23 protein-coding genes are annotated in these 21,385 nt (G+C 59.2%); 1 reads left to right on the forward strand and 22 read right to left on the reverse strand.

Annotated features, from left to right (window positions below):
* Positions 1–20 precede the first annotated feature (20 nt).
* The 6 genes from JIO00_RS21245 to flhA form a co-directional block, all read right to left on the reverse strand.
* The gene (locus JIO00_RS21245; protein WP_010456938.1) at positions 21–809 is read right to left on the reverse strand and encodes a protein phosphatase CheZ; all 789 of its coding nucleotides are present in this window, start codon (positions 807–809) and stop codon (positions 21–23) included.
* 22 nt (positions 810–831) lie between these two features.
* Complete coding sequence (locus tag JIO00_RS21250) at positions 832–1,203, reverse strand: chemotaxis response regulator CheY (protein ID WP_003183998.1); 372 nt, start codon at positions 1,201–1,203, stop codon at positions 832–834.
* Between the two features lie 167 nt (positions 1,204–1,370).
* Positions 1,371–2,111 (reverse strand): RNA polymerase sigma factor FliA, encoded by a 741-nt coding sequence (gene fliA, locus JIO00_RS21255; protein WP_007894214.1) that lies wholly within the window; start codon positions 2,109–2,111, stop codon positions 1,371–1,373.
* On the reverse strand, positions 2,108–2,938 hold the full coding sequence (gene fleN / locus JIO00_RS21260; RefSeq protein WP_003222917.1) for a flagellar synthesis regulator FleN: 831 nt from the start codon (positions 2,936–2,938) through the stop codon (positions 2,108–2,110). Before fleN ends, fliA begins: the two co-directional genes overlap by 4 nt.
* A gap of 116 nt (positions 2,939–3,054) precedes the next feature.
* Entirely contained in the window at positions 3,055–4,389 is a 1,335-nt protein-coding gene (gene flhF, locus JIO00_RS21265; RefSeq protein WP_083375991.1) for a flagellar biosynthesis protein FlhF, read from the reverse strand.
* A gap of 11 nt (positions 4,390–4,400) precedes the next feature.
* Positions 4,401–6,530: a flagellar biosynthesis protein FlhA gene (gene flhA / locus JIO00_RS21270; protein ID WP_010456941.1), complete on the reverse strand. Its 2,130-nt coding sequence runs from the start codon at positions 6,528–6,530 to the stop codon at positions 4,401–4,403.
* 231 nt (positions 6,531–6,761) lie between these two features.
* On the opposite strand from flhA, the gene JIO00_RS21275 reads away from it, so the two are divergent.
* On the forward strand, positions 6,762–8,108 hold the full coding sequence (locus JIO00_RS21275; protein WP_083375989.1) for a YncE family protein: 1,347 nt from the start codon (positions 6,762–6,764) through the stop codon (positions 8,106–8,108).
* Between the two features lie 139 nt (positions 8,109–8,247).
* Here the strand turns inward: JIO00_RS21275 and JIO00_RS21280 are convergent, their stop codons facing one another.
* The 16 genes from JIO00_RS21280 to fliH all read right to left on the reverse strand — a co-directional run bounded on the left by JIO00_RS21280 (position 8,248) and on the right by fliH (position 21,384).
* Positions 8,248–8,910, reverse strand: a complete 663-nt coding sequence (locus tag JIO00_RS21280) for a hypothetical protein (protein ID WP_042933033.1) — start codon at positions 8,908–8,910, stop codon at positions 8,248–8,250.
* 175 nt (positions 8,911–9,085) lie between these two features.
* On the reverse strand, positions 9,086–10,225 hold the full coding sequence (gene flhB, locus JIO00_RS21285; RefSeq protein WP_010456944.1) for a flagellar biosynthesis protein FlhB: 1,140 nt from the start codon (positions 10,223–10,225) through the stop codon (positions 9,086–9,088).
* A 3-nt stretch (positions 10,226–10,228) separates the two neighbouring features.
* On the reverse strand, positions 10,229–11,014 hold the full coding sequence (gene fliR, locus JIO00_RS21290; protein ID WP_077748632.1) for a flagellar biosynthetic protein FliR: 786 nt from the start codon (positions 11,012–11,014) through the stop codon (positions 10,229–10,231).
* Between the two features lie 3 nt (positions 11,015–11,017).
* Positions 11,018–11,287, reverse strand: a complete 270-nt coding sequence (fliQ, locus tag JIO00_RS21295) for a flagellar biosynthesis protein FliQ (protein ID WP_010456946.1) — start codon at positions 11,285–11,287, stop codon at positions 11,018–11,020.
* Complete coding sequence (gene fliP / locus JIO00_RS21300) at positions 11,284–12,042, reverse strand: flagellar type III secretion system pore protein FliP (protein ID WP_010456947.1); 759 nt, start codon at positions 12,040–12,042, stop codon at positions 11,284–11,286. The genes fliQ and fliP overlap by 4 nt, the downstream gene beginning before the upstream one ends.
* Positions 12,042–12,482, reverse strand: coding sequence for a flagellar biosynthetic protein FliO (gene fliO / locus JIO00_RS21305; RefSeq protein WP_010456948.1), 441 nt, complete (start codon positions 12,480–12,482; stop codon positions 12,042–12,044). Before fliO ends, fliP begins: the two co-directional genes overlap by 1 nt.
* Positions 12,483–12,944 (reverse strand): flagellar motor switch protein FliN, encoded by a 462-nt coding sequence (fliN, locus tag JIO00_RS21310; protein WP_200666793.1) that lies wholly within the window; start codon positions 12,942–12,944, stop codon positions 12,483–12,485.
* A gap of 62 nt (positions 12,945–13,006) precedes the next feature.
* A complete protein-coding gene (gene fliM / locus JIO00_RS21315; protein WP_010456950.1) occupies positions 13,007–13,975 on the reverse strand; it encodes a flagellar motor switch protein FliM in 969 nt (322 codons plus the stop codon).
* A 9-nt stretch (positions 13,976–13,984) separates the two neighbouring features.
* The gene (gene fliL / locus JIO00_RS21320; RefSeq protein ID WP_077748629.1) at positions 13,985–14,482 is read right to left on the reverse strand and encodes a flagellar basal body-associated protein FliL; all 498 of its coding nucleotides are present in this window, start codon (positions 14,480–14,482) and stop codon (positions 13,985–13,987) included.
* A gap of 209 nt (positions 14,483–14,691) precedes the next feature.
* On the reverse strand, positions 14,692–16,068 hold the full coding sequence (locus JIO00_RS21325) for a flagellar hook-length control protein FliK (RefSeq protein ID WP_200666795.1): 1,377 nt from the start codon (positions 16,066–16,068) through the stop codon (positions 14,692–14,694).
* Between the two features lie 105 nt (positions 16,069–16,173).
* Entirely contained in the window at positions 16,174–16,521 is a 348-nt protein-coding gene (locus JIO00_RS21330) for an Hpt domain-containing protein (RefSeq protein ID WP_169856641.1), read from the reverse strand.
* Between the two features lie 30 nt (positions 16,522–16,551).
* Positions 16,552–18,258, reverse strand: coding sequence for an ATP-binding SpoIIE family protein phosphatase (locus tag JIO00_RS21335; RefSeq protein WP_010456954.1), 1,707 nt, complete (start codon positions 18,256–18,258; stop codon positions 16,552–16,554).
* A gap of 5 nt (positions 18,259–18,263) precedes the next feature.
* Entirely contained in the window at positions 18,264–18,569 is a 306-nt protein-coding gene (locus JIO00_RS21340) for an STAS domain-containing protein (RefSeq protein WP_010456955.1), read from the reverse strand.
* Between the two features lie 210 nt (positions 18,570–18,779).
* Entirely contained in the window at positions 18,780–19,229 is a 450-nt protein-coding gene (gene fliJ / locus JIO00_RS21345) for a flagellar export protein FliJ (RefSeq protein WP_010456956.1), read from the reverse strand.
* Positions 19,230–19,235: 6 nt separating this feature from the next.
* Positions 19,236–20,594, reverse strand: a complete 1,359-nt coding sequence (fliI, locus tag JIO00_RS21350; RefSeq protein ID WP_077748627.1) for a flagellar protein export ATPase FliI — start codon at positions 20,592–20,594, stop codon at positions 19,236–19,238.
* Complete coding sequence (gene fliH, locus JIO00_RS21355; protein ID WP_010456958.1) at positions 20,584–21,384, reverse strand: flagellar assembly protein FliH; 801 nt, start codon at positions 21,382–21,384, stop codon at positions 20,584–20,586. Before fliH ends, fliI begins: the two co-directional genes overlap by 11 nt.
* Position 21,385: the final 1 nt, after the last annotated feature.

Consider the following 21,385-nt stretch of genomic DNA (forward strand, 5'->3'; position numbering starts at 1 on the left):
AAACCTAAAATGCTAAAACTCTAAAATCCTAGGCTGGATAACAAATCGTCCACATCGTCCTGACCGGACACAACGTCTTCTCTTTTATCGGCATGAATCTGCGGACCTTCACCCTGAGAGAGATGTTTTTGCGGATCTTTTTCAGCGAGCATCGCTTCACGGTCATGTTCGATACCCGCAAAGCGGTCTACCTGACTGGCCATGAGCACAAGCTTGAGCAGGTTGCTTTCAACTTCGGTGACCAATTGGGTCACGCGTTTGATCACCTGACCGGTGAGGTCCTGGTAATCCTGGGCCAGCAATATGTCGTTGAGGTTGCTCGACACCGTGCGATTGTCTTCGCTGCTGCGTGTCAGGAAACCGTCGACTCGCCGGGCCAGTTCGCGAAACTCTTCAGCCCCGACTTCGCGACGCATGAAGCGCCCCCAGTCGGTGCTCAATGCCTGAGCTTCAGTGCTCAGGCCATTGACCAGCGGCGTGGCGTTTTCCACCAGGTCCATGGTGCGGTTGGCCGCAGCCTCGGTCAGCTTGACCACATACCCCAGTCGCTCGGTGGCGTCCGTGATCTGCGACACTTCCTCGGCTTGCGGCATGTTCGGGTCAATCTGGAAATTGACGATCGCGCTATGCAGCTCGCGAGTGAGCTTGCCCACTTCCTGGTACAGGCCGCGGTCACGGGTCTGATTGAGCTCATGGATCAGTTGCACAGCGTCGCCGAACCTGCCCTTTTCAAGGCTTTCGACCAGTTCGACCGCGTGTTTTTTCAGGGTCGATTCAAAATCGCCCAGTGAAGATTCGTTATGCTCCATAGCTCCCCCGTGGCGCAGTGGATCAACCGATGCGTTCGAAAATCTTCTCGATTTTTTCTTTCAACGCCTGGGCCGTAAAGGGTTTGACCACATAGCCGTTAACACCGGCCTGGGCTGCTTCGATAATCTGCTCGCGCTTGGCTTCGGCGGTCACCATCAGCACCGGCAGGTGCTTGAGCTTTTCATCGGCGCGCACGTGACGCAGCAGATCGATACCGGTCATGCCAGGCATGTTCCAGTCCGTTACCAGAAAGTCGATGCTCCCGCTGTTGAGAACCGGAATGGCAGTAGTGCCATCGTCGGCCTCGACCGTGTTGGTGAACCCAAGGTCACGCAACAGGTTTTTTATGATCCGCCGCATCGTTGAGAAGTCATCAACGATGAGGATTTTCATGTTCTTGTCCAATTCGACCTCCAAGCAGTCTTAAACGCGCCCAGCACCTGGACGCGCCATTTCAATCAATCCGGCAATGCACTCGATGACTGTCTGGAGCACAACAGATCGCGACCGGTGCAGCTCAACACCCCACCGGCCTCGTTCGCAGTGCCCCCACACTGCCTTCAGCGCGCTCGCCACTCCCCCAAACGCCCCCGCAAACGGGCCGCGCACTGGCTATGTAACTGGCTGACCCGCGATTCGCTGACCCCCAGGACCTCACCGATTTCCTTGAGGTTCAGCTCTTCGTCGTAGTACAGCGCCAACACCAGTCGCTCACGCTCCGGCAAATTGGCAATCGCGTCCGCCAGCGCGGCCTGGAAGCGTTCATCTTCCAGATCGCGTGACGGCTCCAGATGTGCACTCGCGCCATCCTCGTGCAGCCCTTCGTGTTCGCCGTCCTGCAACAGATCGTCGAAACTGAATAACCGGCTGCCCAGGGTGTCGTTCAAAATCCCGTAATAATCGTCGAGACTCAATTGGAGTTCGGCCGCAACTTCATGATCTTTAGCGTCACGACCGGTTTTAGCTTCAATCGAGCGAATTGCGTCACTGACCATGCGGGTATTGCGGTGAACCGAGCGTGGCGCCCAGTCACCCTTGCGCACTTCATCGAGCATCGCGCCGCGGATTCGAATGCCCGCGTACGTCTCGAAACTCGCGCCTTTGCTGGCGTCATATTTGGTCGATACTTCCAGCAGGCCGATCATCCCGGCCTGGATCAGGTCTTCAACCTGAACACTGGCCGGCAGACGCGCCAGCAAGTGGTAAGCAATGCGTTTGACCAGTGGCGCGTAACGCTCGATCAGCTCGTACTGCGCGTCACGTGCCGACTTCTTGTAGAGGTTGTAGCCACTGGCTGTCATAGGACGGGTCCTGCGGTCTGTTGCACGAGGCGCTCGACGAAAAACTCCAGGTGCCCACGCGGGTTGGCAGGCAGCGGCCAAGTGTCTACTTTCTGCGCGATGGCCTTGAACGCCAGGGCGCACTTGGAACGCGGGAAGGCTTCGTAGACGGCACGCTGTTTCTGCACGGCCTTGCGCACGCTTTCGTCGTAAGGCACCGCGCCGACGTATTGTAAGGCGACGTCAAGGAAGCGGTCCGTGACCTTGGTCAACTTGGCGAACAGGTTGCGACCTTCCTGCGGGCTCTGGGCCATGTTGGCCAGGACGCGGAAGCGGTTCATGCCGTAATCGCGGTTCAGCAGTTTGATCAGCGCGTAGGCGTCGGTGATCGAGGTCGGCTCGTCGCACACCACCAGCAAGACCTCTTGCGCTGCGCGGACGAAACTGACTACCGAGTCACCAATACCTGCAGCGGTGTCGATCACCAAGACATCGAGGTTGTCGCCGATATCGCTGAAGGCCTGGATCAGGCCGGCGTGTTGAGCCGGGCTCAGATGAACCATGCTCTGTGTGCCGGACGCGGCCGGGACAATGCGAATACCGCCGGGGCCCTGCAACAGAACGTCGCGCAGCTCACAGCGGCCTTCGATCACGTCGGCCAGGGTACGTTTGGGTGTCAGCCCCAAGAGGACGTCGACGTTCGCCAGCCCCAGATCGGCGTCCAGCAGCATGACGCGCCGGCCGAGCTCAGCTAGAGCCAGGGACAAGTTCACTGACACGTTAGTCTTCCCGACGCCACCTTTGCCGCCGGTCACCGCGATCACCTGTACGGGATGCATGCTGCCCATGTTATTTCTTTACCTTGTCTTGCATAGACGGAGGCCACATTACTGGCTGCGCGCTCAATAACTGAACAATGCATGGCAGACCATCGATGTAGGTACAAAAACGGTTCATTAGCACCTCAGCCAACCTGCTTGGTCGGGCTGTGGTAAATATCAGCGAACATGTCAGCCATGGCTTCTTCGCTGGGTTCTTCTTGCATTTGCACGCTGACGGCACGACTGACCAACTGATGACGACGCGGCAGATGCAAATCATCCGGAATACGCGGTCCATCGGTCAGGTAAGCCACCGGCAATTCATGACTGATCGCCAGGCTCAACACCTCGCCCAGACTTGCCGTTTCATCCAGTTTAGTCAGGATGCAGCCAGCGAGCCCGCAGCGCTTGTAACTGTGATAAGCGGCCGTTAGAACCTGTTTCTGGCTGGTGGTTGCCAGAACCAGATAATTTTTTGACTTGATGCCCCGTCCGGCCAGGCTTTCGAGCTGCATGCGCAGGGCTGGATCGCTGGCCTGGAGGCCGGCGGTATCGATCAGCACCACGCGCTTGCGCAGCAAGGGGTCCAGCGCCTGCACCAGAGATTGGCCCGGATCGACGTGGGTTACCGACACGTTGAGAATCCGGCCCAGGGTCTTCAATTGTTCCTGAGCACCGATACGGTAGCTGTCCATGCTCACCAGCGCGATGTTTTGCGCGCCGTATTTGAGCACGTAGCGGGCCGCGAGCTTGGCCAGGGTGGTGGTCTTGCCCATGCCGGCAGGGCCGACCATGGCAATCACGCCGCCCTCTTCCAGTGGTTCGACTTCCGGTGTGGCAATCATCCGTGCCAGGTGCGCCAGTAACATGCGCCAGGCCTGACGGGGTTCGTCAATGTCGGTAATCATCGCCAGCAAGTCGCGGGACAACGGGCCGGACAGGCCGATGCGTTGCAGGCGACGCCAAAGATTGGCCTGGGCTGGACGGCTGCCTTGCAGCTGATTCCAGGCCAGGGAGCCGAGTTGTACTTCCATCAATTCGCGCAGGCTGTTGAGTTCGAAACGCATCGAATCGAACGCCCGCGGATCGACGCCGCCAGCGGCAGGTGCCGGGGTTGGTGCCGAGCGACGAGGTTCGGCATACGTCGGCTCGATCAGCGGCTCGGCGGCGGTCAACGGCAGGCCGGCGAACAACTGGCGATTGGTGGTCTTGTCGCCTTCGGTTTCGCCTTCGCCACGCAGGCTCAATTCGGCCTGGGCGGTGACGATCCGCGACTGGGTCTTGCGCAGCTCATCCTCGAGTTCCATGTTCGGAACACGCGGGGCCAGCGCCGACAATTTGTAATCCAGGGCAGCCGTCAGCTCGACACCACCGGCGATCCGGCGATTGCCAATAATGGCGGCATCAGCGCCCAGCTCATCACGAACCAGTTTCATGGCCTGACGCATATCGGCGGCGAAAAAACGCTTAACTTGCATAAACCACTACCTCAGCCGTTGGGCCCTACTGTCGCAACGATGGTCACTTGCTTGTTGTCAGGAATTTCCTGGTAAGCCAACACATGCAAACCCGGCACTGCCAGTCGGCCGAATCGCGACAGCATCGCGCGAACCGGACCGGCTACCAGCAGAATCACCGGTTGACCTTGCATTTCCTGACGCTGCGCCGCATCGATCAACGAACGTTGCAGTTTCTCAGCCATGCTTGGCTCCAGCAGAACACCCTCTTCCGAGCCTTGTCCTGCCTTCTGAAGACTATTGAGCAATATCTGTTCCAACCTTGGCTCCAGCGTGATAACTGGTAGCTCGGAGTCAGTCCCTACAATGCTTTGGACGATTGCGCGGGATACGCCGACGCGCACCGCGGCCACCAAAGCGGCAGTATCTTGACTCTTGGCAGCATTGTTGGCGATGGCCTCGGCGATGCTGCGAATGTCCCGCACCGGCACCTGTTCGGCCAACAACGCTTGAAGCACCTTGAGCAACTGCGACAGCGAGACCACACCCGGCACCAGCTCTTCGGCCAGCTTCGGCGAGCTTTTGGCCAGCAATTGCATGAGTTGCTGGACTTCTTCGTGACCGATCAGTTCGCTGGAGTGCTTGTACAGAATCTGGTTCAAGTGCGTCGCCACGACCGTACTGGCGTCCACCACGGTGTAACCCAGCGATTGCGCCTGGGCACGCTGGCTGATTTCGATCCAGACCGCTTCCAGGCCAAAAGCCGGATCTTTGGCGGTTATGCCGTTGAGCGTGCCGTAGACCTGCCCCGGGTTGATCGCCAGTTCGCGATCCGGGTAAATCTCGGCTTCTGCCAGGATCACGCCCATCAGGGTCAGGCGGTAAGCACTGGGGGCCAGGTCGAGGTTGTCACGAATGTGCACAGTCGGCATCAGGAAGCCCAGGTCCTGGGACAGCTTCTTGCGCACGCCCTTGATCCGCGCCAACAACTGACCACCCTGATTGCGATCCACCAGCGGAATCAGGCGATAGCCGACTTCCAGCCCGATCATGTCGATCGGTGTCACGTCGTCCCAACCCAGCTCCTTGGTTTCCATCGCGCGAGCTGGCGATGGCAGCAGCTCCTGTTGACGCTTGACCTCTTGCAGGGCCTGAACCTTGACCACGTTCTGCTTCTTCCAGAACAGGTACGCGCCGCCAGCAGCCAGGGCCGCCATGCTGAGAAAGGAGAAGTGCGGCATGCCGGGCACCAGGCCCATCACTGCCATCAAACCCGCCGCCACGGCCAACGCTTTCGGCGAGGCGAACATCTGGCGATTGATCTGTTTGCCCATGTCTTCCGAACCGGAAGCACGGGTCACCATGATTGCCGCCGCTGTCGACAACAGCAGTGATGGCAATTGCGCCACCAAACCGTCACCGATGGTCAACAAGGCGTAAACCCGGCCGGCATCACCAAAGGTCATGCCGTGCTGGAAGATACCGACCGCCATGCCGCCGATCAGGTTGATGAACAGAATCAGCAGGCCGGCGATGGCGTCACCGCGCACGAATTTGCTGGCACCGTCCATCGAACCGTAGAACTCGGCTTCCTGGGCGACTTCCATCCGGCGCAGTTTGGCCTGGTTCTGGTCGATCAGGCCGGCGTTCAAGTCGGCGTCAATTGCCATTTGTTTGCCGGGCATCGCATCGAGGGTGAAACGTGCGCTCACCTCGGAAATCCGCCCGGCGCCCTTGGTCACCACGACGAAGTTGATGATCATCAAGATCGCGAAAACTACGATACCAACCACGTAGTTACCGCCGATCACCACCTCGCCGAAGGCCTGGATCACCTTACCGGCGGAAGCGTGACCGTCCTGTCCGTGGAGCATCACCACTCGGGTGGAGGCCACGTTCAGCGCCAGTCGCAACAACGTTGCCACCAGCAGAATGGTTGGGAACACTGCGAAATCCAGCGGCCGCAAGGCGTAGACGCAAACCAGCAAGACGACAATCGACAACGCGATGTTGAACGTGAAAAACACGTCCAGCAGGAACGGCGGGATCGGCAACATCATCATTGCCAACATGACCAGCAGCAACAACGGCACACCCAGGTTGCCCCGACTTAAGTCGGCAACGTTTGTGCGTGCGGTGCTGAGTAACTGAGAGCGATCCACCGGTTTTCCCCGTTCCTTTAAAGCAAACTTTTGACGCCTGAAGCAGGCGCAGAGCGGCTACTGCAAGAAGCCTTCCAACTTTTGCCGGAGCGGGGAATACGTAGTGGATTGCAGGCGCAACCTTTGTGACCGCTGATCCAAAAAGCATTCGTACCTGTTAGTTCTGACAGTAGCCGTGTGCCGCGCATTGACCTTCAATGAAAGACCAATCGCAGCGACAGGAATTGCCCCATGAACAACACACGCACGTCACTGACTGCACCGTCGGTGAAAGTTAATCTCGACACTCTCGACTGGAAAGACACCGGAATCAGGCTTGCCTCCCGCGAAGACTTCTTTCCCTACAATGGGGTGAACGTAACCATTGCCGACCCGTGTTTAGCCTCAGACAACGAACTGGAGCTACTGCTCGACGACAAAGTCATTGCTCGACACATCATCACAACTGCGGATGCCGGATCGCCTTTGATGATCCATGTGAAACCCGAGGACCTCACCGAAGGCCGACATGAACTGAGCTATCGAGTAAAAATCAACAACCAGCCATTTCAAACATGCGAGCAACGCGCAGAGATTCACGTTGCACTCAGGTCTCTGACAGACCTGCGCCTGGAAAAGGTGACCTCCCGTCACCACGGCCCATTTGCGCAGATCCAGATAAGCTACCCGCACGCTGCCCCCCTGGCGACGCGGGCGAACGACAATATACAGATGGTCCAGGGCATCCACGGCCTCACCCTCAACCGGGATGCTTCACGGCTGTATTTCGTTCAATCCCCGGATGGCAGCGTCAGTTATGTCCGCGCAATGGATACCCGTACTCAGACAATCGTTCATAGCTACTCACCTGAAACGGGAGGCGAAACGTTAGGTGGCCTAAGCCCGAACGGTGACCATGCTTACGTCAACAGTCGTTACTCGAATTACATTTGGGAGATCGACACTAAAACTCACGACATCAAGAAAGGCGCCGACCTCGAATCCGGCTCACCTTATATGGTGGTGAGTTCAAGCGGCGAACGTCTCTATGCCTGTAACACACTGGGAATCAATGGGTACTTGAAAGCAGTCGATACAAGCACTCAGTCCATTGTCCTGTCGCTGCCGATCAATCCGTGGCCTTTTGGCCTCGCTATCAATTCCAGCGGTTCGCGTGTGTACCTTGCCCACGGGGGCGACGCGGAGTCGGACTCCGATCCAACCGCTATTGACGTCATTGACACTGAAAAATTAAAAACTGTCGCAAGAATACCGATCACTGGATCTGCCTACTCGATGGCCCTGAACCAGGACAGTACTCGCCTTTATGTGGCCGATATCAGTGCTAGCGAAATTGCGGTAATTGATACGGCTACCAACAAAATCATCAATGTTGCCTGGAGCGAAAAATCGCCGAGACATGTGTCGGTGAGCGCCGACGGTAAGCACCTCTATGTCGTTACGTTTACCTCCGCGTTTATCTGGGTTCTGGATGCTGTAAGCCTGGAGGTTATCCAGAAAATCGATACAGGAAAGAACAACCTGAGAGAGGTGCTTGCGCGGCCTGACAACGGCATCTTTGTGCTTTATTTCTATTAGAATCCAAAGCTAAAAGCCTACTCACCTGCAGTTTTCCAACTGCAGGTCTCCCTTCGCAACTTTTGCGCAGGGAGGTTCGAAACAGAAGGGCTCACGTCAGCGGTCGTCAGGCACAAAAACATCACACACCAGCGCTCAATCATCCCGCCGTCAGAATCTGCGCCTCACGGATGGCACCGAAATCAAGCGTTCTGCCAACCATGTACCGTGTACCTTTATTCATCTGCAATCCCTCCGCCTCCACCAACTCCTCCAAGGCATAGCCAAGTATGACGACTGTCCCCGGCGCAAGGGAATCACCCGCCATGTTGTGCCCCAGCAACAGGTCTAATGCCCATTGAAATTTAATGACCGGCAAATCACTCACCAGAATCGGGCGTTTTTTCGAATGGCGATAATCTACTGTGGCGACCACTTGCAGTTGCCCATCGACAAATGAGAATTCAGGTTTGTGAGGGCGTCGCTGCAAGACCCCGGCGGACCACTGATCGTTGTAGTTTTCTGGATCCGTAAAAAGGCGGCACAACTCCTCTGTGCTACCGATTTTTCCGGCCGAATCTTCTAAATAGTTGAAGCTGTCATGGCTGGCGAACCCTTCTAACGAGGGCCTGATGGCATTTTTTGGAAAGTTTAAATATCCAGGTATATGAGCATTGGCCATCTGCACAAAGCACGCGAAATCCAGCGACATTCTGAATGTGACCGAATAACCGATAGCGCTTTCTGTCGGCTTATCCTTCAGAACACCCGAAACAAACTTCAACTCCATACCCTGCAGTTTTCGATAGAGACGCTCGGTCATGATTATTCCCTCTAGAACAGACGCAAACACCAATCCTTGGCGCTCCAGTCGAATGATCAGAACACCACTGCAAGGACGTTGATCGGGAGAATTCCCACGGGTATGACAGCGCAAGCGGGTGCTGACCGTCTACTGTCAGAACTAACAGGGTTGCAGAGTTTTCAGATGAACGGGATCAGGAATCACGCCGCAGATCCGGTGGGATCGGCAAGTTGTCCTTGAGCGGATCCGGGCGCTTGCCCTTGCCCGCGCGGTACTGGCGGATCTGGTAGACGTAGGCCAGCACCTGAGCGACCGCCAGGTACAACCCACCGGGGATTTCCTGCTCCAGTTCCGTGGAGTAGTAGATCGAACGCGCCAGGGCCGGCGATTCGAGCAGCAGCACATTGTTAGCCACGGCGATTTCACGAATCTTCAAGGCAAGGAAGTCGCTGCCCTTGGCCAGCAGCACTGGCGCGCTGCCCTTGTCGGGATCGTACTTGAGGGCGACGGCGTAGTGAGTCGGGTTGGTAATCACCACGTCGGCCTCAGGGATGGCTGCCATCATCCGCCGCTGCGACATCTCGCGCTGCAACTGGCGAATACGCTGTTTGACCTCCGGCCGCCCTTCCTGATCCTTGTGTTCGTCACGCACTTCCTGCTTGGTCATCAGCAGTTTCTTGTGGCTTTCCCACAGCTGCACCGGCACGTCGACGGCAGCGATGATGATCAGCCCGCAAGCCATCCACAAAGTGCTCCAGCCGACCACTTGCAGGCTGTGAATGATCGCCATGTCCAACGGTTCATGAGCGATGCGCATCAGGTCGTCGATGTCGGAAGACAACACCGCCAGCGCCACGAACAGCACGATGAAAAACTTCGCCAGGGCCTTGAGCAGTTCGACCAGCGCCTTGGCCGAGAACATCCGCTTGAGCCCCGCACCGGGGTTCATGCGACTGAATTTCGGTGCCAGGGAGCCTGCCGCGAACAGCCAGCCACCGAGGGAAATCGGGCCAATCAACGCGGCCAGCAACAAGGTGATCATCACCGGCTGAATTGCCAGCAGGGCGATCTGCCCCGAGTGCAGCAGGAAGGCGCCCATGTTGCGCTGATCCAGAATCACTTCCCGCGACAGCGTGAAGTTCATGCGCATCAGCTCCATCATGTCCTGCGCCAGGGCTCCACCGAAAATCAGCAGCCCGCCAGCGCCGGCGAGCATGACAGCCAGGGTGTTGAGCTCCTTGGAGCGCGCAATCTCGCCCTTTTCCCGGGAGTCCTTTTTACGTTTCTCCGTGGGGTCTTCTGTTTTGTCCTGACCGCTTTCGCTCTCAGCCATGACTCAGCGCGCCCGTGCCAGTTCGCGTAACAACTGCAAGGCCTCGGAGGCCAGCGGTTGATACTGATTGATGATGTCCGCCAACCCGACCCAGACGATGAACAGCCCGAGCACCAGGGTCAGCGGGAAACCGATGGAAAAAATGTTCAGTTGCGGCGCGGCCCGGGTCATCACGCCGAACGCAATGTTGACCACCAGCAACGCGGTGATCGCCGGCAGTACCAGCAACAGTGCAGCACCCAGAACCCAGCCCAGCTTACCGGCCAGCTCCCAGAAATGATTGACCATCAAGCCACTGCCCACCGGCATCGTGGTGAAGCTTTCGGTCAGGACTTCGAAGACCACCAGATGGCCATTCATGGACAGGAACAACAGCGTCACCAGCATGGTGAAGAACTGCCCGATCACCGCCACCGAGACGCCGTTGGTGGGGTCGATCATCGACGCGAAGCCCATGCCCATCTGAATGGAGACGATCTGCCCCGCCACCACGAACGCCTGGAAGAACAGCTGCAAGGAGAAACCCAGCAACGCACCGATGAGGATCTGCTCGGCGATCAGCAGCAGCGCACTCAGATCCAGCGCATTGATCGGCGGCATCGGCGGGAGGCCCGGCGCAATCACCACCGTGATCGCCAAGGCGAAATACAGGCGCACGCGAGTGGGCACCAGGGTTGTGCCGAACACCGGCATGACCATCAGCAAGGCGCCGATGCGAAACAGCGGCAACATGAACGTCGCCACCCAGGTACTGATCTGGGTATCGGTCAGCTGCAGCAGCGACGGCATGGTTTAGCCGATGACCTGAGGAATATTGCCGTACAGCTGCAGGATGTATTCCATGAACGTCTGCACCAGCCACGGGCCGGCGACGATCAGCGTGACCAGCATGACCAGCAAGCGCGGCAGGAAGCTCAGGGTTTGTTCGTTGATCTGCGTGGCGGCCTGGAACATTGCCACCAGCAGGCCCACCAGCAGACTCGGAATCACCAGCACAGCCACCATCATGGTGGTCAGCCACAGCGCTTCGCGAAAAATGTCTACCGCCACTTCCGGCGTCATGGCGACACACCGCCGAAGCTGCTTGCCAGGGTGCCGATGATCAACGCCCAGCCATCCACCAGCACGAACAGCATGATCTTGAACGGCAGGGAAATGATCAGCGGCGAGAGCATCATCATCCCCATGGCCATCAGCACACTGGCCACGACCAGGTCGATGATCAGGAACGGAATGAAGATCATGAAGCCGATCTGGAACGCGGTTTTAAGCTCGGAGGTGACGAAGGCCGGCACCAGAATGGTCAGCGGTGCCTGATCCGGCGAAGCGATGTCGGTGCGCTTGGACAGGCGCATGAACAGCTCGAGATCGCTGCTGCGCGTCTGCGCCAGCATGAAGTCCTTGATCGGCACCTGGGCCTTGGCCACGGCATCCTGAGCGGTGAGTTTCTCCGCCAGGTACGGTTGCAAGGCGTCCTGATTCACCCGGTCAAACACCGGCGCCATGATAAACAGGGTCAGGAACAGCGCCATGCCGGTGAGGATCTGGTTCGACGGCGTCTGCTGCAGGCCCAGGGCCTGACGCAGGATCGAGAACACAATGATGATCCGGGTGAAACTGGTCATCAGCATGACGAACGCCGGGATGAAACTCAGCGCGGTCATGATCAGCAAAATTTGCAGGCTGACCGAGTATTCCTGAGCGCCATTGGCGTTGGTACCCAGGGTGATCGCCGGGATCGACAACGGATCGGCGGCGAACGCCAGCGGCGCGACCAGCATCAGGGCCAGCGTCAAGACGATGCGTAACGCACCCATTACTTCTTATCCTTCTGATCCTTGCCGAGTATCTTCAACAGATGCTGGGCAAACTCCGGGGTCGCTTTCTCGGTGGTGGTCGGCACTTCAATCGGCTCTTTAAGCACATGCAGTGCAGTGATCGTGCCGGGGCTCAGGCCAAGCAAGATCTGCTCATTGCCGACTTGCACCAGCATCAAACGGTCGCGGGGGCCCAAGGCACGGGAACCGACAATCTCGATCACCTGCCCCTTACCGGCCGGCCCGGCCTGCTGGACCCGGCGCAGCAGCCAGGCGAGGAAGAAGATCAACCCCAGCACCAACAGCAAGCCGAAGACCAACTGCGTCAGTTGCCCGGCCACACCGCTACTGACTGCCGGCGCGGCCGCCGCCGTCGCAACCGGCTCGGCGGCCAGAACGCTGAACGGCAACGCCAATAAAAACCCCAGAACCCTCTTCACTTAGCGCAGCTTCTTGATACGTTCGCTTGGGCTGATCACGTCGGTCAGGCGGATGCCAAACTTCTCGTTGACCACAACCACTTCGCCGTGGGCGATCAGGGTGCCGTTGACCAGTACGTCCAGCGGCTCACCGGCCAGTCGGTCCAGCTCGATCACCGAACCCTGGTTGAGTTGCAGCAGGTTGCGGATGTTGATGTCGGTGCTGCCCACTTCCATGGAAATCGACACCGGAATGTCGAGGATCACGTCGAGGTTCGGACCGTCCAGGGTGACCGGATCGTGGTTCTTCGGCACGCTGCCGAACTCTTCCATCGGCAGACGGTTAGACGACGAGCTGCCGACGTCGGTGGCCAGCAAGGCGTCGATATCGGCCTGGCCGGCATCACCGGTTTCTTCCAGGGCAGCAGCCCATTCGTCAGCCAGTGCCTGGTCGTCCTGGGCGTTCATATCGTCGTTCATCATTTGTCCTCGGCGGGCAACTGCTCAATCAAGAGCAGCCAATTAATAGGGGGGTGGAGCGCCAATCAGCGACGCTCGATCGGCTCGATCACCTGCAACGCGAGGTTGCCTTTATGCGAGCCCATCTTGACCTTGAAGGCCGGCACGCCGTTGGCGCGCATGATCATCTCTTCCGGCATCTCGACCGGGATCACGTCACCCGGCTGCATGTGCAGGATGTCGCGCAAACGCAACTGGCGACGGGCAACCGTGGCACCGATCGGCACGTCGACGTCCAGCACGTCCTGGCGCAGGGCGTTGACCCAGCGCTCGTCCTGATCGTCCAGATCCGACTGGAAGCCGGCGTCAAGCATTTCGCGCACCGGCTCGATCATCGAGTACGGCATGGTCACGTGCAGGTCGCCGCCACCCCCATCGAGTTCGATGTGGAAAGTGGACACCACCACCGCTTCGCTCGGACCGACGATATTGGCCATGGCCGGGTTCACTTCCGAGTTGATGTACTCGAAGTTCACTTCCATGATCGCCTGCCAGGCTTCCTTCAAATCGACGAAGGCCTGCTCCAGCACCATGCGCACCACACGCAGCTCGGTGGGGGTGAATTCACGCCCTTCGATCTTCGCGTGACGGCCGTCACCGCCGAAGAAGTTGTCCACCAGCTTGAACACCAGTTTGGCGTCAAGGATGAACAGCGCGGTGCCGCGCAACGGCTTGATCTTGACCAGGTTGAGGCTGGTCGGCACGTACAGCGAGTGCACGTATTCGCCGAACTTCATCACCTGCACACCGCCGACGGCAACGTCCGCCGAGCGGCGCAGCATGTTGAACATGCTGATGCGGGTGTAGCGGGCGAATCGCTCGTTGATCATTTCCAGGGTCGGCATGCGTCCACGGACGATGCGATCCTGGCTGGTCAGGTCGTAGCTTTTGACGCTGCCGGGTTCGGCAGCGTTATCGGTCTGTACCAGACCATCGTCGACGCCATGCAACAGCGCATCGATCTCATCCTGGGACAGCAGGTCCTGCACGGCCATGTCGTGTTCCTACTGCAGTACGAAATTAGTAAAAAGCAGCTGTTCGATAACCACTTTGCCGAGTTCTTTCTGCGCCACTTCCTGGACGCTGGCCGTGGCCTTCTGACGCAACATCTCCTGGCCAACCGGGGTCGCCAGCGTGGCGAAGTCCTGGCCGGAGAACAGCATGACCAGGTTGTTGCGGATCACCGGCATATGCACTTTGAGCGCTTCCAGATCAACCTGATTACGGCCTTGCAGGGTGATGCTCACCTGCATGTAGCGCTGGCGACCGTTCACGTTGTAGTTGGCCACGAAAGCCGGGGCCATGGGCTCGAAAATCGCTGGCTGCTTGCCGACCACAGCGGTTTCGGCGGCGACAGGCTTGCTCTGGGCACTGTGCATGAAGAACCAGGTCGCCCCCACGGACATGCCGACCGCCAGCAACAGGGCCACCACGATCGCAATGATCAGCTTGACCTTGCCTTTGGTTGCGGGTTCTTTTACTACTGCGTCGCTCTTCGCCATGCCAATAATCCGTCACTATTCGGGTTTTCACAGTCGCACGGCAAGGCAAGAGCAAGTGTTATGCCAGAAGTGTCGAGGAGGTATGGGAGACAGCGAAACGCAATCAATTGTAGGAGCGAGGCTGCCCGCGAAACAGGCGCCGCGGTTTATCAGCCATACCGCGTCATCATTCTTCGCGGGCAAGCCTCGCTCCTACAGGAGAGGTGTGATCAGGCGTAGTAGTCGACCGCGCTGGAGCCGATCACGCTGGTAGCGGTTGCCGCCACTTCGGCGACGGCGGTTGCGACCTCTTCATCCATGGAGTCAAGACGACCTCCATTGGCGCTGGTCCGACCGCCCTGCCCCTGCTGAGCCTGATCCTGGCCCTGGCCTTGCCAGCCACGAGACTGGTCGGACACATTGACGTCGACCTGGCCCATGCCCTGTTGCGCGAACATGTCACGCAGGCGTTGCATCTGACTGTCCAGCGCTTCACGAACGCTTGGATGGGCGCTCATGAACGTAATCTGGGTCTGCTGGTCGGGAACCATGTTCACCCGGATATCGAGACGCCCCAGTTCAGCCGGTTGCAACTGGATGTCGGCCGCCTTGAGGTTGGCGCTGGAAAGGTACATGACGCGGTTGACCACTTCCTCGGTCCAGCCGCTCTGATGCATGGCGATCGGTTGGTTGACCGGCAAGGCATTCGCGGTTTTCGGGGTGGCCGCCTGGGTCAGTGCCGCCAGACGGTTGGCGAAGTCATCGACACGGGTATCGCTGCTGGCGGACGTCAAATCCTTGAGGCCGCTATCAATCAGACCGCTGAAGGCTTTCTCGCCACCCTGACTGGTGCTGTCCTTGTCGGCTTGCACGTCGAGCATGCTGGCCATGCCGGCGGCAAAGTTCTGCGCCGCCGTCAGCTCACCGTCAGCCTGGGTCTGGGCAGCCGTGGCTTTGGACTGGGCCTGGCTGCTGGCGGATACGTGGCCGCTCTGCTCCATGGCCATGCGCACGGCGGGCAATGCGTCGAGCGGATCAGCTTCGGGATCAAAATCGCCGTCAGTGGCCGTCTCCACTGGCACAGACGCGGCAACAACGGCGGCGGCAACCGGCGCTTCAGCCTGCGGCTGCGCGGTCGTGACAACTGGCGCAGCTGTTTGCGCGGCCGGTACGGTTACCGACGGCTGCACTGCCTGCATCAACGCAGGATCAAGGGCCGGGTCGAGGCTCGGATCGACAGGCGCCGTATCGGCGACCGGCGTTTCAGCCGTCTCGGGTTGGTTGTCGCTGGCAGCTGTGTCATCGGTCGGCGCCGGTTTATCGGCGGGCAAGGAATTGCCGCTATCGGCAACCGCCCGTTCCGGGGCGGCAGGCTTGTCAGTGCTGACATCCGGTTTGCCGTGGGTTTTCGAGGCATTTTCGGTAGCCGGTTTAGCCGCTTTATCGGCGACCACAGAAGGCTTGTTCCGGGCTTGATCGGCGTAAACATCAGCGAAGCTGGACGCCTTGCCCCCTGGCTCAGCGGCCAGCGCCGGGGTATTGGCGGAGGCGACTTGAGTCTTGGCCGTCGCGGCGGCCTGAAGAAGCGAATGGGGGGTAACGGGCATAAAACGGTCTCCGCTGCACTGGGATCGTAGGTACAGTTGAGTGAGTTGATTGCAAAGGTCGAGCCAGTTCGGCTCGACAAAGGTTAAAAGCGCCGGACGGTTGCGTCAGTCAGCAAGAGAGCGCTGTCGCTCCGCCTCATACAGCGGTCGGATAATGGCGAATTCGCCGTCGATTTCCCCGACCAGTTTTTCAATACCGGCGAGGCTTTTTTGCTTGGCGCGTTGCTCAAGCTCATTGCACAGCTCAGCGAGACGAACGGCCCCCATATTGCTGCTGCTGCCCTTGAAACTATGGGCGGTGCTCATGAGTTGCGCGGCATCTTCAGCCTCTCGCAACACGCACAAGCGCTTTTCGGAATCGGCAATGAAGGTATCCAGCAACATCGGATAATCACCCTCCATGACTTCTTGCAGCGCGCTCAGCACGGCACGGTCCAGATGTGTGTCAGCCACTTGCTCACTCCTTGATCAAGAATGGGTGAATTATGCCAGAGCCTCCCAGAAAAACTCTACGCGAGCACTACGACCATCGTCGGACCAGCTCGCGCTACGGCTCAATTGACGGATCAGACTGACGCCGCGCCCCGACAGACGGCCACCGTCGACGGGACGCTCCATTACCCGCGCCACATCGAAACCTTTGCCACTGTCTTCGACCCGCACAATCAGGCTGCCGCCCTTGCCCGTCGGCACGATCTGCAAATGCACCCGCACAAAGCCGTCCTGCAACGCCTCCAGCCGCTCATTGCGCGTTTGATAATAGCGCGCAAAACCCGAAGCATCGCGCTTGAGGCTTGAATCCAGACCCAGCACGCCGTGTTCAAGGGCGTTGGAATACAGTTCTGCCAACACGCTGTGGAGCGCCCCACTCTGAGCCCGCAGACCATGGACCTCAAGCAACAATTGCAACAGGTACGGCAGCGGATTGAATCGTTTGAGTGTCGCGGCGCGAAACTCGAAACTCACCGACCAGTCCAGCGGACACGACTGGCCGCTGTCGGAATACACCGGCGCCGGAGGGCTCAATTGCTCGGCCTCCAGCAGACTGATCTCGACCATGCTCACATCATCGCGGGCCTCGCCACGAAAATCCCGCAGTGCCTGCTCGATGTCCTCGAACAGCGCGTCTGGCTGACGATTGGCCGCAAACACCTGATGCAAGCGCTCTACACCGAACAACTGATCGTTGGCATCGCAGGTATCGATGACCCCGTCGGAGAGTAGAAACACCCGATCACCAACGGCCATCGGAAACACTTCGGTGCGGTCATTGAAGGTTTGCGGGCTCAGTATGCCCAACGGCAAATGCCGCGCCGTCAACGGCGTGCGCTCACCGCTGACGATGTTGTGCAGATAACCGTCCGGCATCCCGCCGTTCCAGACTTCCACCGAGCGCCGCTGAAAGCTCAGGCACAGCAAGGTGGCGCAGCAGAACATGTCCACCGGCAGAATGCGCTTGAGCTTGGCGTTCATCTCACGCAGGGTTTCAGCCAGGCCATACCCTTTGGCAGTCATGCCATAGAAGACTTCAGCCAAGGGCATCGCGCCCACCGCGGCCGGCAGCCCGTGACCGGTGAAATCACCCAGTAGCACATGCATGTCGCCGGCCGGGGTGAACGCCGCCAGCAGCAGATCGCCGTTGAACAGCGCATAAGGCGATTGCAGGTAGCGGATGTTTGGCGCACTCAGACAGCCCGAATGCGCCACCTTGTCGAATACGGCCTTGGCCACCCGCTGCTCGTTGAGCAAGTAGTCATGATGTTTGGCGATCAGGTCACGCTGCTGCAGCACCGTGGCCTGCAATCGGCGCAAGCGATCCATGGCCTTGATCTTGGCGGCAAGGATCACCTGGTTGTAGGGCTTTGCCAGAAAGTCGTCACCACCGGCCTCCAGACACCGGGCCAGGGCCTCGCTTTCGGTCAGCGAGGTCAGGAAGATGATCGGCACCAGGGTTTCCCCGGCCAGCGCCTTGATCTGTCGTGCCGCCTCGAAACCGTCCATGACCGGCATCATGGCGTCCATCAGAACCAGGTGCGGCCGCTGCTGGCGAAACGCTTCGACGGCTTCGGCACCGTTGGCGGCCGTCAATACCTGGTGGCCCTGACGACGGACAATGCTCGACAGCAGCATGCGATCGGCCGCGCTGTCTTCGGCGATGAGGATGGTCAGCGGTTCAAGCGACGGCTGCATGGCGGTCAAGTGATGTCGAACAGCTTGTCGAAATTGGAGATGGCGAGGATCTTGCGCACATCTGAATTGCTGTTAACGACGCGAATATCGGAACTGTCGCCACCGGCGTGATCACGGAGCAGAAGCAGCATCCCCAGCGCCGAGCTATCGAGATACGTGGCTTTCCTTAAGTCCACCACAACAGATTCCGGTTTTTTTTCGAGTTTCTCGTAAGACTCGCGAAACTCCTGATGCCGACCAAAATCGAATCGTCCCTCGATCGAAATCGTCAGCTTTTTCCCATCCGGAGATACATCTGTAACAACTGACATTTATCGGCTTCCTTGTCATGGGTAAACGTACGTGTACAAGGTTTAGCACTTGGCGGAGATGGGAGCAAGGCGGGAAGTTGTCACGCCTGTCAGACCGCCTTCGCGGGCAAGCCTCGCGCCTACAGGTTATGCGTCCACATTACTCGCAAACGACACAAAACCTGTAGAGCGTGGTTTGCCCGCGAAGAACGGTAACGCGATCCCACTGATTCAATACGGATCATGCCGCGGCAACCGCTGGGACAATTCGTCCAGCAGCTTCTGCTCGCGCTTGTCTTCGAGCTTGCGCGCCTCGTCCATGTAGCGTTGTACAAGTTTGCGCAAACCTTCGACCCGGGCAAACGCCTGCTGCCAGGACTCGCGCGCCTTGTTCAGGTTGTTCTGGTGCCAGTTCAGGCTTTGGCGCTGCTGATCGATGGCGGTGCCCAATTGCGCAAGAAATCCCTGATAGCCAAGCAACCACTGGCCGGAAACGCCAGTGCTACCGCGCACAATCCATTGTTCCTGGTATTCGAGGCGGAAGTTTTCGAGGTCGGCGAGCTTGCTTTCCGCCACACGAACCTGGCCCTGGAAGTGCCCGAGGCGCATGACCGCGGTTTTTTCGGCCTTTTCGGCCATTTCCACCACGGGTGCCAGGCGTGCCGCGCGGCTCAGGGCCATGGCCGGTTAGCCGCCCGCTGCCGGAGCGAAGATCGAGGCGAGGTGGTTTTCGCTGGCGCCCATGCCGATATTGTCGTTCAAGCCCTGACGCAGATAAGTGGTCATGGCGGGCTGCAGGGAAATCGCGACGTCGGTTTCACGATCACCGCCCGGCACGTAGGCACCGACGCTGATCAAGTCGCGGCTCTGCTGATAGCGCGACCAGTACTGTTTGAACATCTGCGCCCGCGCCATGTGCTCGGGGCTGACCACCGACGGCATGACCCGGCTGATGGAGGCTTCGATATCGATGGCCGGGTAATGACCTTCTTCCGCCAGGCGCCGGGACAGCACGATGTGCCCGTCGAGCACGCCTCGCGCCGAGTCGGCAATCGGGTCCTGCTGGTCATCGCCTTCGGACAACACGGTGTAGAACGCGGTGATCGAACCGCCGCCCTTCTCGGCGTTACCGGCCCGCTCCACCAGTTTCGGCAACTTGGCGAACACCGACGGCGGATAGCCTTTGGTTGCGGGCGGCTCGCCAATGGCCAGGGCGATTTCCCGCTGGGCCTGGGCGAAACGGGTCAGCGAGTCCATGAGCAACAGGACGTTCTTGCCCTTGTCGCGGAAATACTCGGCGATTCGCGTGCAGTACATCGCGGCGCGCAGACGCATCAGCGGTGCATCGTCCGCCGGCGAGGCGACGACCACCGAACGCTTGAGCCCTTCTTCACCGAGAATGTGCTCGATGAATTCTTTAACTTCACGACCCCGCTCACCGATCAGCCCGACCACGATAATGTCGGCCTCGGTAAAGCGGGTCATCATGCCCAGCAGCACGGATTTACCGACGCCGGTACCGGCAAACAGACCGAGACGCTGACCGCGACCGACCGTCAACAAACCGTTGATGGTGCGAATGCCCACATCGAGCGGTTCACTGATCGGTTCACGCTTGAGCGGGTTAATGGTCGGGCCGTCCATCGGCACCCAGTCTTCGGCTTTCATGCCGCCCTTGCCATCCAGCGCACGGCCAGCGCCGTCCAGCACCCGCCCGAGCATGCTCATGCCCATCGGCAAGCGGCCAGTGTCTGCCATAGGCACCACACGGGCACCGGGCGCAATGCCGGCGACGCTGCCGACCGGCATCAGGAACACCTTGCTGCCGGAGAAACCCATGACTTCGGCTTCGACCTGCACCGGTTGATAACTGTCGTCGTTGATGACCATGCAGCGGCTGCCCATTGCCGCGCGCAAACCTTCGGCTTCGAGGGTCAGGCCCACCATGCGCAGCAGACGGCCTTCGAGGATCGGCGCCCCCGCCAGCGTAGTGACCTCGGCGTAACTGCCCAGGCGCTTGGCGAAGCTGGTGCGATCAAGGCGCATCAGGTTCGTCCAGCGTCGGCTCGACCGCAGGTTTTTCGTCGACCGGCAGTTCCAGGCTCAGATCCGGAGCGGCCGGGTGCAAGGCCTGGTCATGCAACTGATCGAACAGCTTTGCCATGACTTGGGCGACGCGGGTTTCAACGGTGGCGTCAATGCGACTGTGTTCGGTCTCGACCCGGCAACCGCCGGGCAGCAGGGATTCGTCTTCGACGATGCGCCAGGTTTCTTCATGGCGCTCGCGCAGGGCTTTGACCTGTTCGAAGTCCTGCGGATTGATGTGCAGCCGCACGTTACCCACGCCCAGCGGCAAGAGCTTGAGGGCTTCGCGCATGACGTGTTCGATTTGCGTCGAGTCGATGGCCAGTTCGCGCTGAATCACCTGTTTGGTGATGTGCTGCACGAGGTCGACCAGGGATTTCTCGATCTGGGTGTCCTGCTCGGCAATGGGCTCGAACAGGTTGGCCATCAGCTGTTCCAGGCCGGCAACCTTCGGCGCCAGGACGGCTTCAGCTTCCTGACGGACCTTGAGTGTGGTGCTGTGAAAGCCTTCTTTCTCGCCGATGGCGAAGCCTTCGTTGTAAGCCTCCTGACGGATGCTTTCGAGTTCTTCGAGGGTCAGTGGCTGGACTTCATCCAGCGGCACTTCTTCCATTTCCGGCGGTTCGGGCTCGGGTTCCGGCTCGGGCTCCGGCACAAACGGATCGAAACTGGGCAACGCCCAGACATCGAAACCGGCGACGGCCTTGCCTCGGATCAGGTCGGTCTGGGACTCATCATGTTTGGACGACATA

This window comes from Pseudomonas sp. SW-3 (assembly GCF_016615645.1).
GTDB lineage: Bacteria > Pseudomonadota > Gammaproteobacteria > Pseudomonadales > Pseudomonadaceae > Aquipseudomonas > Aquipseudomonas mandelii.

Bases quoted from the DNA above. Each gene is read 5' to 3' on its own strand.
- JIO00_RS21245 (WP_010456938.1), bottom strand. From the start codon at position 809: ATGGAGCATAACGAATCTTCACTGGGCGATTTTGAATCGACCCTGAAA.
- JIO00_RS21250 (WP_003183998.1), bottom strand. From the start codon at position 1,203: ATGAAAATCCTCATCGTTGATGACTTCTCAACGATGCGGCGGATCATA.
- fliA (WP_007894214.1), bottom strand. From the start codon at position 2,111: ATGACAGCCAGTGGCTACAACCTCTACAAGAAGTCGGCACGTGACGCG.
- fleN (WP_003222917.1), bottom strand. From the start codon at position 2,938: ATGGGCAGCATGCATCCCGTACAGGTGATCGCGGTGACCGGCGGCAAA.
- flhF (WP_083375991.1), bottom strand. From the start codon at position 4,389: ATGCAAGTTAAGCGTTTTTTCGCCGCCGATATGCGTCAGGCCATGAAA.
- JIO00_RS21275 (WP_083375989.1), top strand. From the start codon at position 6,762: ATGAACAACACACGCACGTCACTGACTGCACCGTCGGTGAAAGTTAAT.
- JIO00_RS21280 (WP_042933033.1), bottom strand. From the start codon at position 8,910: ATGACCGAGCGTCTCTATCGAAAACTGCAGGGTATGGAGTTGAAGTTT.
- flhB (WP_010456944.1), bottom strand. From the start codon at position 10,225: ATGGCTGAGAGCGAAAGCGGTCAGGACAAAACAGAAGACCCCACGGAG.
- fliR (WP_077748632.1), bottom strand. From the start codon at position 11,014: ATGCCGTCGCTGCTGCAGCTGACCGATACCCAGATCAGTACCTGGGTG.
- fliQ (WP_010456946.1), bottom strand. From the start codon at position 11,287: ATGACGCCGGAAGTGGCGGTAGACATTTTTCGCGAAGCGCTGTGGCTG.
- fliP (WP_010456947.1), bottom strand. From the start codon at position 12,042: ATGGGTGCGTTACGCATCGTCTTGACGCTGGCCCTGATGCTGGTCGCG.
- fliN (WP_200666793.1), bottom strand. From the start codon at position 12,944: ATGATGAACGACGATATGAACGCCCAGGACGACCAGGCACTGGCTGAC.
- fliM (WP_010456950.1), bottom strand. From the start codon at position 13,975: ATGGCCGTGCAGGACCTGCTGTCCCAGGATGAGATCGATGCGCTGTTG.
- fliL (WP_077748629.1), bottom strand. From the start codon at position 14,482: ATGGCGAAGAGCGACGCAGTAGTAAAAGAACCCGCAACCAAAGGCAAG.
- JIO00_RS21325 (WP_200666795.1), bottom strand. From the start codon at position 16,068: ATGCCCGTTACCCCCCATTCGCTTCTTCAGGCCGCCGCGACGGCCAAG.
- JIO00_RS21335 (WP_010456954.1), bottom strand. From the start codon at position 18,258: ATGCAGCCGTCGCTTGAACCGCTGACCATCCTCATCGCCGAAGACAGC.
- JIO00_RS21340 (WP_010456955.1), bottom strand. From the start codon at position 18,569: ATGTCAGTTGTTACAGATGTATCTCCGGATGGGAAAAAGCTGACGATT.
- fliJ (WP_010456956.1), bottom strand. From the start codon at position 19,229: ATGGCCCTGAGCCGCGCGGCACGCCTGGCACCCGTGGTGGAAATGGCC.
- fliI (WP_077748627.1), bottom strand. From the start codon at position 20,594: ATGCGCCTTGATCGCACCAGCTTCGCCAAGCGCCTGGGCAGTTACGCC.
- fliH (WP_010456958.1), bottom strand. From the start codon at position 21,384: ATGTCGTCCAAACATGATGAGTCCCAGACCGACCTGATCCGAGGCAAG.